The sequence below is a fragment of the Bacillus pumilus genome, from assembly GCF_024498355.1.
GTDB lineage: Bacteria > Bacillota > Bacilli > Bacillales > Bacillaceae > Bacillus > Bacillus pumilus_P.
On record NZ_CP101833.1, the window covers coordinates 608,249 to 621,007 of the forward strand.

General features: G+C 41.4%; 13 protein-coding genes and 2 riboswitches. Of the genes, 10 read left to right on the top strand and 3 right to left on the bottom strand.

Translation table 11 applies throughout. The annotated features are described in order from the left end of the window. Positions 1 to 453: 453 nt before the first annotated feature. A complete protein-coding gene (locus NPA43_RS03085; protein WP_256499349.1) occupies positions 454 to 1,326 on the top strand; it encodes an AraC family transcriptional regulator in 873 nt (290 codons plus the stop codon). Positions 1,327 to 1,342: 16 nt separating this feature from the next. After that, positions 1,343 to 1,915 (top strand): GNAT family N-acetyltransferase, encoded by a 573-nt coding sequence (locus NPA43_RS03090; RefSeq protein WP_256499350.1) that lies wholly within the window; start codon positions 1,343 to 1,345, stop codon positions 1,913 to 1,915. A gap of 124 nt (positions 1,916 to 2,039) precedes the next feature. On the opposite strand, the gene NPA43_RS03095 is transcribed toward NPA43_RS03090, so the two are convergent. From NPA43_RS03095 to NPA43_RS03105, 3 genes are all read right to left on the bottom strand, one after another. Continuing rightward, complete coding sequence (locus NPA43_RS03095) at positions 2,040 to 2,924, bottom strand: hypothetical protein (protein ID WP_256499351.1); 885 nt, start codon at positions 2,922 to 2,924, stop codon at positions 2,040 to 2,042. Between the two features lie 26 nt (positions 2,925 to 2,950). Then, a complete protein-coding gene (locus NPA43_RS03100; protein ID WP_099727403.1) occupies positions 2,951 to 3,511 on the bottom strand; it encodes a GNAT family N-acetyltransferase in 561 nt (186 codons plus the stop codon). An 83-nt stretch (positions 3,512 to 3,594) separates the two neighbouring features. Next, positions 3,595 to 4,779 (bottom strand): MFS transporter, encoded by a 1,185-nt coding sequence (locus NPA43_RS03105; RefSeq protein ID WP_256499352.1) that lies wholly within the window; start codon positions 4,777 to 4,779, stop codon positions 3,595 to 3,597. Positions 4,780 to 4,880: 101 nt separating this feature from the next. Between NPA43_RS03105 and NPA43_RS03110 the strand changes: the two genes are divergently transcribed. From NPA43_RS03110 to purB, 8 genes are all read left to right on the top strand, one after another. Continuing rightward, positions 4,881 to 5,777, top strand: a complete 897-nt coding sequence (locus tag NPA43_RS03110; RefSeq protein WP_099727401.1) for a LysR family transcriptional regulator — start codon at positions 4,881 to 4,883, stop codon at positions 5,775 to 5,777. A gap of 115 nt (positions 5,778 to 5,892) precedes the next feature. Continuing rightward, positions 5,893 to 5,994: riboswitch (purine riboswitch) on the top strand. A 144-nt stretch (positions 5,995 to 6,138) separates the two neighbouring features. Further along, positions 6,139 to 7,464, top strand: coding sequence for an NCS2 family permease (locus NPA43_RS03115; RefSeq protein ID WP_099727435.1), 1,326 nt, complete (start codon positions 6,139 to 6,141; stop codon positions 7,462 to 7,464). 218 nt (positions 7,465 to 7,682) lie between these two features. Beyond that, positions 7,683 to 8,477, top strand: coding sequence for a DUF6574 domain-containing protein (locus NPA43_RS03120; RefSeq protein WP_249705244.1), 795 nt, complete (start codon positions 7,683 to 7,685; stop codon positions 8,475 to 8,477). Between the two features lie 204 nt (positions 8,478 to 8,681). Beyond that, positions 8,682 to 9,236, top strand: coding sequence for a DUF2179 domain-containing protein (locus tag NPA43_RS03125; protein ID WP_034320274.1), 555 nt, complete (start codon positions 8,682 to 8,684; stop codon positions 9,234 to 9,236). Next, positions 9,233 to 9,433, top strand: coding sequence for an NETI motif-containing protein (locus tag NPA43_RS03130; protein ID WP_230031509.1), 201 nt, complete (start codon positions 9,233 to 9,235; stop codon positions 9,431 to 9,433). The genes NPA43_RS03125 and NPA43_RS03130 overlap by 4 nt, the downstream gene beginning before the upstream one ends. A gap of 79 nt (positions 9,434 to 9,512) precedes the next feature. Further along, positions 9,513 to 9,614, top strand: a riboswitch (purine riboswitch). 169 nt (positions 9,615 to 9,783) lie between these two features. Continuing rightward, positions 9,784 to 10,272 carry a 5-(carboxyamino)imidazole ribonucleotide mutase gene (gene purE / locus NPA43_RS03135; protein ID WP_230031543.1) on the top strand — a complete coding sequence of 163 codons (489 nt, stop codon included), beginning with the start codon at positions 9,784 to 9,786 and terminating at the stop codon, positions 10,270 to 10,272. Next, positions 10,265 to 11,407 (top strand): 5-(carboxyamino)imidazole ribonucleotide synthase, encoded by a 1,143-nt coding sequence (gene purK, locus NPA43_RS03140; RefSeq protein ID WP_256499353.1) that lies wholly within the window; start codon positions 10,265 to 10,267, stop codon positions 11,405 to 11,407. The genes purE and purK overlap by 8 nt, the downstream gene beginning before the upstream one ends. After that, positions 11,404 to 12,699, top strand: coding sequence for an adenylosuccinate lyase (gene purB, locus NPA43_RS03145; protein WP_099727396.1), 1,296 nt, complete (start codon positions 11,404 to 11,406; stop codon positions 12,697 to 12,699). The genes purK and purB overlap by 4 nt, the downstream gene beginning before the upstream one ends. The last annotated feature ends 60 nt before the right edge of the window (positions 12,700 to 12,759 follow it).

Consider the following 12,759-nt stretch of genomic DNA (forward strand, 5'->3'; position numbering starts at 1 on the left):
TTTGAAGACGTCATCATGTCTTTTAGAGATTTCCCCCCACATTCTTTCACCCTCAAGCTCCTCTTGTTCAGTCTCGCCTAAAAAGATTAATTTGACCGTATCTCAGGTCTTTAATATATCGGTTATTTGTTTGCTGGGTCTGTAAAAAGTATAAGGAAATGCAGCGTTTTTTCGTGAACGTTGTCTAAACGCCATGACATGTGTAAACCGCCTTTCGGTTGTTTGGTCGTGCTATTCTACATGAAAATATCTGAAATGATTTGTCTACTTGTCTAACACGATTGATCATATCATGATTGTGAAAACACTGAAAATTTTCAACCAATATAACCATTAGCTTGGATTACCCTTTGTTTTGTGGATGATTTTTTATCAAATAAAACAATTTAGCACAAATGATCAAAAAAAAGAGGGAGTAAGTTATAAAATATAAAGGTATAGGGGGGAGAAACAATGGATTACTATGAGAGAATACAACATTCAATTGAGTTTATTGAGAAGAATCTGCAAAACGATATGAGTATAAATGATATATCCTCGAAATCCTGTTTTTCAACGTTTCATTTTCAGCGTCTTTTTCAAGCCATTACAGGTTTTTCTGTGCAAGAGTATATCAGGAATAGAAGGCTTACAGAAGCTGCTAGGTTACTGAAAGAAACAAAACAGAATGTCTTAGATATAGCGGTTACTTTCCAGTATGGTTCTCAAGAAGCGTTTACTCGTGCCTTTGTACATTTTTTTGGTATGACACCTGGTAGGTATCGAAAAGAGGAGATTGTGTTAAAGCAACAACACAAAATGAACTTTTTGGAGTACCAATATAAGCTAGAAGGTGAATTCAATATGAATAAACCCGTTATCACTCAATTAAACAAAGTTTATATGATTGGTTACGAGTATAGAACGAATCTGTATAACGAGAATTATTTCACTGAAATTCCATCGTTTTATATTGATTTTGGAAAAAAGGAGTATTATAAACGTATTCCTAAGAAAATAGCACCTCATATGGCTTACGGTGTATCTACTCATTTTCAAGATGATGGCCGTTTTTCGTTTGTTGTTGAAGAAGAAGTGGAGGAATCCAATATAGAATTAGAAGAAGGATTTGTACAATTGGTCATTCCTGAGGGGAAATATGCAGCATTTAAAGTGAGTGGAAGCAATGAATTGGTGCAAAACACCAGGAGGTATATCTATGGAAGCTGGCTGCCACATTCAAATTATGAAAGAGCGGATGGACCAGACTTTGAAATAACAGATGTCTTACATTCGACGTACCCAAATGATATGAAAATGAGAATCTATATTCCAATTGAGGGATAGCCAAGGGGGTCATGAGATGAGAATGGAAAGCATTTTTGAGACTTTTCCTGTATTAGCATCAAAGAATCTATTATTTAAAAAAATTGATGAGAGCCACTTACAAGAATTATATGCAATTTACGACAATGATAAGGTCTTCCGGTATTGTGGGATCATTCCTAAGCATCATCTCCAAACGGTAAAAAAGATGATCGGTCATTTTGAGCGAGATTATACTAAGAAAAGCAGAGTGAAGTGGGGAATCTTTCAAAAGGACAAGCCTCATACGCTAGTTGGCATTATTGAAACAATGGACATCAATCAAAAAGTGAATGCGGTGACGATTGGTTATTTCTTGGCGGAGAATCATTGGGGCAAGGGCATCGCAACAGAAGCTGTCTCTACACTAGTGAAATTTCTGTTTGAAGAGGTTGATATCAACAGAATTCAAGCGGAGGTCATGCCGGCAAACGAGATATCAAAAAAAGTTCTTTTGAAAAATGGTTTTATCAAAGAAGGACTGCTTAGACAAGCTGTTTTATGGTCTGGCAAAGGAGTTATTGATTTAGAAATATATAGCATGCTGAAAAAGGATTACATGAATGAATAAGCTCGATAACATGATGCTGATATGATGCTTAGGATATCAGCTTTTTGTTATGATCCCATTTTTGTGTATTTGGGAATCCCTTTTAGAAAATAAAAAAGCGAGGCCTGTGCTCGCTTATTATTGTTTATATCATTTCGTTGGAAAATCGAATTTGCCTATCTTTCAGTTCATCATAAAATGTGAAGTGTTGTAACTTCAATTCTTCACAGATTTTTTTGATGATCCATTTGCCTCGTTCTTCAATCCTAAGATTTACTTTATGTAGGTACTCACTTAATTCTTGTTCATTTTGAGGTTTTAGTTGATTGTAATTTCCGATCCCTGCAAAATGACCTTTCCAAAATTCACTCACTGTCCATTCTTCATCATTGTTCACGTAAGGTTGAAGGAAATATCGCTCGACGAACATTTTCCAACAGCCTAATGGTTGAAAGAATTCAAATAGTGAATACATCGTAATGTCCCAATAATCTTGAGAAAACAAATAACGACCCGAATTCATCCAATGTGGTAATACAGTGAAATTCCCAATGCAGTGGGTGAAAGTAGCGAATTTTTTAAACTCCTCTATTCTGTCAGCAATCAAATCGAATTTATTAAAATCATGAGAAATTAATTTTGCATATTGCTTTGTAAGGGAGTTATCTATTAATATTCCGATCTTTTCAAATTCCTCAACGGAATAAGATGATTTTAAGATACTATGGTTAAAAGTTGTGATAAATGAATTCATGGTTTCACCACGGATCACTTTATCTGTACTCCATAGTACATCATAAATTGAAGAAGGTTCTTTATCGCAATCAGCTTTACTACCGGTTTTTCTAGTTGAGTTACAAACTCCAATTTCTTTAAGTTTACCAATCTTATACTCTAACATGAGCTTAATTGGTGAGGTAGTTTTTATCGATTTTTTGGCATAACTTTGTTTAAAATCCCATTCCCAAGGCTTTATTTCAAATTCTTCGCACTTTTTAAACCAGTCTTCTATCCACGTGTTATTCGTCATTTGTTTCTCCTCTGTCCATTAGGGTTTTATTCGTAATCTCTCTTCAAAATCGAATATATATACACATCATCGAATCCATTTTGACCAAGATCATACTCTCTTAATAAACCTTCTCTTACAAAATTAAAGCTCTCCAGTAATTGAACAGAGGACGTATTTGCTGGATCGATAATGGCTTCAATTCGATTCAGATTCATCTCCTGAAATCCATATCGTAACACCGCAGCAATCGCTTCCTTCATAATGCCTTTTCTCCAATGATCGTGATGTAATTCATAGCCAATTTCCGTACGGCGGTGCTGTTTTTCTAGATTGAGAAAGCCGCAGCTGCCAATGATGGCTGGGTTTTCTTTTAAAGAAATGCCCCACCGGATGCCTGTTTGTTCTTTGAAGATATTGTCATACCACTTGATTTCTCCTTTTGTGTCTTCAAGTGATTCATGAGCATTGATTCCCATATAGCGGCACACGGTTTCATTTGATAAGTAGATGTGCATATCCTCAGCATCTGCGATCGTTGCTTGTTTTAAGATTAGTCTTTCGGTATGTATCGTTGGAAATGATGGTGGAAAGGTGATTTTGTTCATTCGTTTAGCCTCCATGCGATGTGTTTTGTTCTGAACATTCCTTTAATAAGTTTCTTCCATCATACCAAAAATTGAAATGTGTTCTATTGGTTTTCCTGTGTCTTTCGTTGGAGGCGGTGGTGTAAATAGAACGAATAACAAATCAACATCAACGCAACAAGGCTCGCTATACCGCCAATCCAGCTCAAATATGTGATCTTTGTATATTGGATGATCACGCCGCCCATTGACGATCCAAGCATCATGCCGATATTCATAATCGCTGTATTAAAGCTCAGCACGGTTTCTGATGCTTGGGGTTTAAGAGAGATTAGGTAAAACTGCTTCGCTGGGGTTGTCGTCCATGTAGCAATGCCCCATATGGCAAGCGTGATTAAGACACCGATAGCGGAGAATTGCGTATAGAATAATGTAAAGAGAGCGAACATCTGGATCATGATGCTGATCGAGATGGTTCGGTTTGGCCCCCATTGATCAACGGCGAAGCCGCCAAATCGTGAGCCAATAAAAGCAGCTATTCCTAAAATGAGTAAGGCGATACTTGTCATTTCAAGAGAAAAGCCGGCGGTCTGTCGTAGTAATGGGGAGATATAAGCGAATACCATCGTGTAGCCTAAGATCCAAAAGGCGGTTGTGGCTAAGCCGCTGATCACCCTGCGGTCTTGAAGGATGTGTAATTGCTGCTTCAATGGCAGATGTGAATGTCCCTCCATGCGTGGCAGTAATTGATAAAGCAGTAATAAAAGACTAGCAGTACCTAGTGCAATGATGAGAAAAATATAGTGCCAATCCACATGCCCCGATAGAAATGTGCCAATAGGGACACCAAGTACAAGTGACACTGTAAACCCAGTAATGACCGTTGCCATCGCACTTCCCTTTTTTTCTGGAGGGGCGATCTGTGCTGCATAATTTGTGGCGACCACAATATATAAGCCGCCACTCATGGCCATGATGATCCGAGATAGCAGGAGCAGCACAAAGTGATGGCTAAAAAAGGCGACCACATTGCCTAAAATAAACACAAAAATAGCCGATAACAGAACCTTTTTTCGGTTCAATTTTGACGTTGCCATGACTAAAAAGAGAGCGCCTACTGCATAAAAGAGAGAGTAAACGGTGATAAGCTGCCCGGCAGCAGGAATGGAGATGTGTAAATCAGCAGCAATTATATCTAGAATGCCTGACACGACGAATTCTGAAGTGCCTGTGACAAATGAACCGACAGCTAAAAGAATAATCAATAGCTGGTGAGATGTGTTTTTCATTTTTGAACCCTTCCTTCATTTTGATACGTTGTATTCAGTTTAAATTCCGTGCTAACATAAGTAAAATTGATGTTTTTCATGAAGGAGATGAGTAAATACTCATGAGCTTTGTTCGTTTTGACATTATTGCGAAAGTGGTTGAGCTAGGAAGTTTTACAGCCACTGCTGAAGCATTAAATATGACGCAGTCCGCAGTGAGTCATGCTGTGGCAAGTTTAGAAGCGGAGTGGGGTGTTTCTTTATTCATTCGTGACAGAAAAAAAGGAATTATGCTGACGGACATTGGTCAAACGCTTCTCCCGCATATAAGAGAAGTGTTAAATAGAGTGGAGAAGATCCAGCAAGAAATTGCGTTAACGAAAAATATTGAAACGGGCTTGATTCGTATCGGGACATTTGCCAGTGCATCGGCTTGTTTATTGCCGAAATTGCTTGTGAGCTATCAGAAAAAGCATCCGAAGATTGAATTCAAGTTTTATGAAGGGACGTATGAAGAAATATTGGAGTGGCTGGATTCTGGCATCATTGATGTTGGATTTGTTGTGAAAGGCAATGCGGATGATGCCTTTGATTTGCTGCCACTCATCAAAGATGAGATGGTGGTCGCCTATCACTCCAATCATCGATTTCAACAGCAGCCCATTGTAAAAATAACAGATTTAGCGGATGAAGCGTTTATTATGCCGACCGGTATGTATCAATCGCATGTAGAGGATATTTTTTCAGAGGCTCAAATCAAGCCAGCTACTTTATTTGAGGTGCATGATTGTACGACCATTGCCCGTATGGTCGGGGAAGGACTCGGTGTCACGATAGGCCCCGAGCTATTTTTGAAAACGCAGCAGCATGTGCAGATTAGTCAGCTGAATGTGTCGCATCATCGTGAGGTGGCGCTCGCCTGTCCATCTCTCTCTCATGCTTCTCCTGCGGTGAAAGAGTTTTTCCATGTAGCCGATGCGGTTTTTGCAAAGGAGAGGAATTCAGAGAAGGGTGTATAAAGAACTAGATGCGATTTTCCAATTTCGTGTAATAAGACGAATGAAGCGGACATTTCTTTGAAAATTGTTCGCTTTTCGTATTGTGTTTTAAAAATGAAGTTGGTACAATAGACACAGAAATCAAATAGATAGAAGTCGTATAATCGCGGGGATATGGCCCGCAAGTTTCTACCAAGCTACCGTAAATGGCTTGACTACGTCAATTCACACTCGTTTGATATAAATCATGCATTGTTCTTGTTTGATGTCACGGTCTGAATTCACAATTGTAGTCAAGCGTCCCAAACTGTTGGGGCGTTTTTTATTTGACTTGTGAATGGGACAGACTAAAGCAAAAGGACATGAAGGGAGTCAGTTGGCTTTGAAACAGTTTTTTCAGTTTGATGAGTTAGGAACGAATTATCGCAGAGAGATCATCGGCGGTTTAACGACATTTTTGTCGATGGCTTACATCTTGTTTGTCAATCCGGTCACACTTGCTTTAGTGGCAGTACCGGATTTTCCAGATAAATTACGAATTGACCAGGGGGCTGTCTTTACAGCTACGGCATTAGCCTCTGCCGCAGGGTGTATCCTGATGGGATTGATCGCCAGGTATCCGATCGCGATTGCACCGGGTATGGGATTGAATGCCTTCTTCGCCTTCTCGGTTGTTCTTGGCATGGGCATCACATGGGAAGCAGCACTTTCTGGTGTGTTTGTTTCAGGATTGATCTTTGTTGCCCTTTCTTTAACAGGTTTCCGTGAAAAAATCATCAATGCCATTCCGGCTGAGCTGAAGCTGGCGGTTGGTGCGGGTATTGGTTTGTTCATTACGTTTGTCGGTCTGCAGGGCTCTGGCATTATCGCCAATAATGATAATACACTCGTTTCGATTGGAAACATTCATAGTGGTCCTGTTCTGTTGACGGTGTTTGGTATCGTAGTGACCGTTATTTTAATGGTTCTTCGAGTGAATGCAGGTGTCTTCATTGGGATGCTTGTGACCGCTATTGCAGGGATGCTTGTTGGTCTTGTACCAGTGCCGACGCAAATTGTGGGAAGTATTCCAAGTTTGTCTCCAACCTTTGGGCAAGCCTTGATTCATTTGCCAGACATTTTCTCGGTTCAAATGCTTGTCGTGATTTTAACGTTCTTATTCGTTGGGTTCTTTGATACAGCGGGTACGCTTGTGGCTGTTGCAACCCAAGCTGGTTTAATGAAAAATAATGAGCTGCCGCGTGCAGGAAGAGCACTTCTGGCGGATTCTTCTTCTATTGTTGTAGGTTCTGTCCTTGGAACATCGACGACAACGTCTTATGTTGAATCCAGCTCAGGTGTTGCTGCTGGTGCTCGTTCTGGATTTGCAGCGGTCGTGACAGGTATTTTTTTCTTGCTTGCGATGTTCTTCTCGCCGCTTTTATCAATCGTTACACCGAATGTGACAGCACCTGCTTTAATCATTGTCGGTGCATTGATGGTAGCTCCGCTAGCGAAAATTGCCTGGGATCGTTTTGAAATTGCTGTACCAGCCTTCTTAACGATGATTATGATGCCACTCACATACAGCATTGCGACAGGAATTGCGATTGGTTTCATTTTCTACCCGATTACAATGATCTTTAAAGGAAAAGCAAAAGAAGTGCATCCAATTATGTACGGATTGTTTGTCATCTTTATTCTTTACTTTGCGTTCTTAAATCATTAATTGTTCGCCTAAAACAGCAGCTTATGGAAGCTGCTGTTTTTTTGTTTTGTCTTATTTTCTTGCCATTTTAAAACCTCTGCTGCCTTTTATCCGTCTATTCATATGAAAGTCAAGGCGTCTTGACTGAACAGAGAGACTCCGCTACTTTAAGAGGAGTTATCCGAACAGGTCATTCGTATGAGCCTGTAAGGATTGTGCTGGATAGGAGTTGATATGAGATGTTAGAGAAAGATCAAGAGCAAAGTACATCAGAATTAAAAAATGAAGAGCCATCAATAGATCAAGAAACAAGACAATCCCGCCTCAGCAGAAGCGCGGCAAAACGTGGAAGAACTTCAAAGGCAGCAGCGGATGATGAGCGTTCTTTCATTCAGCGTATGCTGCAAGGCGTAGGCGGCGCGTTTAAGCGCTATGGCTCATATGGACTGGCGATGTTGAAATCACCGAGTCGAGCAATCAATCAAGCGGAAACGCTGCGCATGAAGTACGCCTGGATTTCAATTGTGTTATTCAGCGTGTTTTTTGCTTTAGGTAACTATGTTCAATTAAAGGCGTCAAAGACCCGTTTATTAGGCTTTGGTATTCATTATTCTTTTGGCGACGCCTTTTTGAGGGTAGCTGTCTTTACACTCATCCTGTTGACATTGATGATGCTCACGGTTTGGGTGCTTGGGAAGTACATGCTGAAAGGGAACATATCGCTGAAAGAAGTGATCATGAAATTTGGGGCAGCGCTTGTGCCAGTGCTTCTTTTATCCATCCTTTGGCTTGTATTTGCCATGCTGAATATTCCATATGTGACCGTCATGTTATCTGTAATGATGTTTTTTGGTCTCCAGTTAATAGCTGTAGTGCTCTTTCGTTCCATTCAATCGGAGCATGAAGCCGTACGTGGAGATTTGATGTATGCTGGCTGGGCATTTTTATTGGTTGAGCTGATCATCATTGCACTGCTGTGGAGCATTGTTGGGGAGTATTTGATTCCATCACTTGTTCCTGTCCGGTTTGGATAAAATATTTGTGAAAACCTCCTTTTTTCGAAAAGGAGGTTTTCATGTTGAGAAGAGGAAAAAACGGGTAAACTCTTGGTAACAAAGGCCACCCTTGTTGTCGAAAGATATATGTGTTTTTATCGCGCAAATTTGATTGTATCAAGGTTTGTTCTCTAGTAGAATATGGGGTGCTTTATTTGATTTTTAGTGCAGGGGGTTCAAATCGTGCTTCAACAACTTTTATCCAATGCGTTCACCATGGTTTTGATCATTTTAGTCATTAATATTGTCTATGTCTCTTTCTCCACCATGCGATTGATTTTAACAATGAAAGGCAGACGGTACGCAGCAGCTTTTGCTGGTACGGTTGAGATGCTCATTTATGTGATTGGGTTAAGCATTGTGCTAGATAACTTAGACCAAGTACAAAATGTTCTTGCGTATGCACTAGGTTATGGGATTGGGATCATTGTCGGGATGAAAATTGAAGAGAAGCTGGCACTTGGCTACATTACTGTGAACGTGATTACAAAAGAATTGGATCTTGATCTCCCAAGACAACTGAGGGAAAAAGGATATGGTGTCACCACCTGGGCAGCAGGCGGTCTTGAAGGAGACCGGTCAGCAATGCAAATTTTAACACCGAGAAAATATGAACTGCAATTATATGAAACGATTAAAACGCTTGATTCAAAGGCGTTTATCATCTCATATGAGCCCAAATCGATTCACGGCGGCTTCTGGGTGAAGGCTGTGAAGAAAAGGAGAATTAAAGAATGACCGCAAAACCAAAGAAGAAGAAATTCTACGTGGAAGACAACATGACAATCGACCAAGTGTTGGCCCAAATGGCAGAGGAAGGCTATTCGCCTGTCCGTCGAATGGAGGAGCCGATCTTTCAGGAAAAGAAGGAAAATGGGTCGATTCAGATCATTCCGATTGGGAAAAAAATCGTATTTGAAGGAAAAATAGTCTAAACACGAACATTAAAACGACGACTTCATAGATTGTTCGATAAATCCGTTGACATCATGAACATCCGTTGTTAAGATAAACATGAAATCAAAACACGAGCCTCATATAATCTTGGGAATATGGCCCATAAGTTTCTACCCAGTTACCGTAAATGACTGGACTATGCAGGATAGTGAACAAAACTGACATGGCGTTTTAAAAGCGAACAGCGCTTACCATGGCCCGGTTTGTGTTGCTTCCTAACAATGCAATGCAAATCGGGCCTTTTTGTTCGGCGTTTGACAAGCTGCTTAGGTTTGGGGAGCGTGTCAAACGATACAAAATCGAATATCAGCTTAAAGGTGGGGACAAAATGAAGCCGCTTGTAGGTGTCATCATGGGAAGTACATCTGATTGGGAAACAATGAAAAATGCGTGCGATATCTTAGAGGAATTAGACATTCCGTATGAAAAACAGGTTGTATCCGCACATCGGACACCTGATTTGATGTTTGAATATGCGACTGAAGCAAGAGGTAAAGGACTAAAGGTCATTATTGCCGGTGCTGGAGGCGCAGCACATTTACCGGGGATGGTCGCAGCGAAAACGACACTGCCGGTCATTGGTGTGCCCGTACAATCAAAAGCACTAAATGGGCTGGATTCGTTATTATCCATCGTTCAAATGCCAGGCGGTGTGCCAGTTGCCACAGTGGCTATTGGCAAAGCCGGTGCAACAAATGCAGGCCTGCTAGCCGCACAAATGATCTCAGCATTTGATGAAACGATTGCATCTCGTCTTGAAGAAAGAAGAGAACAAACAAAACAGACTGTACTAGAAAGCAGTGATCAGCTTGGCTAAGCAGACCATTTTTCCGAACGCAACCATCGGTATTATCGGCGGAGGACAGCTTGGCAGATACATGGCCGTCAGCGCAAAGCAAATGGGGTACCGGGCAGCTGCCTTAGACCCTGTCACTCAATCTCCTTGTGGACAGGTTGCTGATACTGAAATCACAGCCGCATATAGTGACCTTGAAGCGATTCGACAGCTAGCGGAAATCAGCGATGTGGTGACATATGAGTTTGAAAATATTGATTATGATGCACTTAATCAGCTGAAGGAAGAGGCGTATTTACCGCAAGGAAGCGAACTTCTTCTGTTAACTCAAAACCGTGAAACTGAGAAAAAAGGAATTGTAGACGCAGGCTGTGAAGTAGCGCCTTATCGCATTGTTCATGATAAAAAGGAGCTAGAAAACGCAGCGGATGTGCTTGGATTGCCTGCCGTACTGAAAACATGCAGGGGCGGTTACGATGGAAAAGGACAGTACGTGATCAAAGAGAAAGAGCAGCTTCATGAAGCTGCTGCACTCCTCACTCACGGAACTTGTATTTTAGAAAGCTGGGTCTCATTTCAAATGGAGCTCTCAGTCATCGTCGCGCGGTCTGTTCATGGAGAAATTGCGGTATTCCCAGTCGCTGAGAACATTCATAAGCACAATATTTTATTCCAAAGCATTGTGCCTGCAAGGGTAGATGACCGCATTGAGGAAAAGGCGAAAGAGCTGGCAACGACACTGGCTGAAAAGCTAGGGTTAGTCGGTACACTTGCTGTAGAACTGTTCCTGACAAACGAAGGAAAGCTGCTCGTCAATGAACTGGCACCTCGCCCGCATAATTCTGGTCACTATACACTCGATTTATGTGAGACGAGTCAGTTTGAACAGCACGTTCGCGCGATATGTGGTTTGCCGCTTGGCGGTACAGCCCTTTTATCAGAGGGCATGATGGTGAACTTATTAGGCGATGAAGTGGACATTCCAAAAGAGCATCCTGAGCTTTTAAAGGAATCAAAGCTTTATCTATATGGTAAGCATGAAGTGAAAGCCGGCCGCAAAATGGGGCATATAACGTTTATGAAAAAGCTCGATGATGAATGGATGACAAACATCACAAAGATATGGACTGAAAGAGATGGAGGAAACGGGAAATGATCGAACGTTACGCACGACCAGAAATGTCAGCAATCTGGACAGAGGAAAACAAATTTAATGCATGGCTTGAAGTAGAAATTCTTGCTTGTGAAGCTTGGGCAGAACTTGGCATCATTCCGAAAGAAGACGTCGTGACAATGCGCAAGAATGCAAGCTTTGATATTGGACGTATTTTAGAGATTGAACAAGACACGCGCCACGACGTGGTAGCCTTTACGCGTGCTGTATCTGAATCTCTAGGAGAAGAAAGAAAGTGGGTTCATTACGGGTTAACCTCTACAGACGTAGTGGATACGGCGCTTTCATATCTATTAAAACAGGCGAACGATATCTTGCTCAAGGACATTGAGAGATTTGTTGACATACTAAAAGAAAAAGCAAAAGAGCACAAATATACCGTCATGATGGGCCGTACACATGGTGTACACGCTGAACCGACAACATTTGGTCTGAAGCTTGCTCTTTGGTACGAAGAAATGAAGCGTAACTTAGAACGTTTTAAACAAGCAAAAGCTGGCATCGAATTCGGCAAAATCTCTGGTGCTGTTGGCACATATGCGAACATCGACCCGTTTGTTGAGCAATATGTATGTGAGAAACTTGGCATCAAAGCTGCACCAATTTCTACCCAAACCTTGCAGCGTGATCGCCATGCAGATTACATGGCAACTCTTGCTTTAGTCGCTACAAGCATTGAGAAATTTGCTGTTGAAATTCGTGGTCTTCAAAAGAGTGAAACACGCGAAGTAGAAGAGTTCTTCGCAAAGGGACAAAAAGGATCATCGGCTATGCCGCATAAACGGAACCCAATCGGCTCTGAAAACATGACGGGGATTGCCCGCGTCATCCGTGGTTATATGCTGACAGCTTATGAAAATGTACCGCTTTGGCATGAGCGTGATATTTCTCATTCATCTGCTGAGCGCATCATTTTACCAGATGCAACGATTGCACTGAACTATATGCTGAATCGTTTCTCAAACATCGTGAAAAACTTGACGGTCTTCCCTGAGAACATGAAACGTAACATGGACCGCACACTTGGCTTGATTTACTCACAGCGCGTTCTTCTTGCGTTAATCGATACAGGCATGGCACGTGAAGAAGCGTATGACACCGTTCAGCCAAAGGCAATGGAAGCTTGGGAAAAGCAAGTGCATTTCCGTTCATTAGTAGAAGCGGAAGAAAAAATCACATCACGCTTAACACCTGAACAAATTGCGGATTGCTTCGATTACAACTATCACTTGAAAAATGTCGATATGATTTTCGAACGTCTAGGTCTTGCATAAGAAATGGGCCGCCTGCTCGGCAGGCGCCCAATCCTGAAAATTGCCAACATTCAAATTAGG

Coding starts and splice junctions, on each gene's coding strand:
- NPA43_RS03095 (WP_256499351.1), bottom strand. CDS start 2,924: ATGACGAATAACACGTGGATAGAAGACTGGTTTAAAAAGTGCGAAGAA.
- NPA43_RS03105 (WP_256499352.1), bottom strand. CDS start 4,779: ATGAAAAACACATCTCACCAGCTATTGATTATTCTTTTAGCTGTCGGT.
- NPA43_RS03130 (WP_230031509.1), top strand. CDS start 9,233: ATGACCGCAAAACCAAAGAAGAAGAAATTCTACGTGGAAGACAACATG.
- NPA43_RS03100 (WP_099727403.1), bottom strand. CDS start 3,511: ATGAACAAAATCACCTTTCCACCATCATTTCCAACGATACATACCGAA.
- NPA43_RS03085 (WP_256499349.1), top strand. CDS start 454: ATGGATTACTATGAGAGAATACAACATTCAATTGAGTTTATTGAGAAG.
- purE (WP_230031543.1), top strand. CDS start 9,784: ATGAAGCCGCTTGTAGGTGTCATCATGGGAAGTACATCTGATTGGGAA.
- NPA43_RS03110 (WP_099727401.1), top strand. CDS start 4,881: ATGAGCTTTGTTCGTTTTGACATTATTGCGAAAGTGGTTGAGCTAGGA.
- NPA43_RS03090 (WP_256499350.1), top strand. CDS start 1,343: ATGAGAATGGAAAGCATTTTTGAGACTTTTCCTGTATTAGCATCAAAG.
- purB (WP_099727396.1), top strand. CDS start 11,404: ATGATCGAACGTTACGCACGACCAGAAATGTCAGCAATCTGGACAGAG.
- NPA43_RS03120 (WP_249705244.1), top strand. CDS start 7,683: ATGTTAGAGAAAGATCAAGAGCAAAGTACATCAGAATTAAAAAATGAA.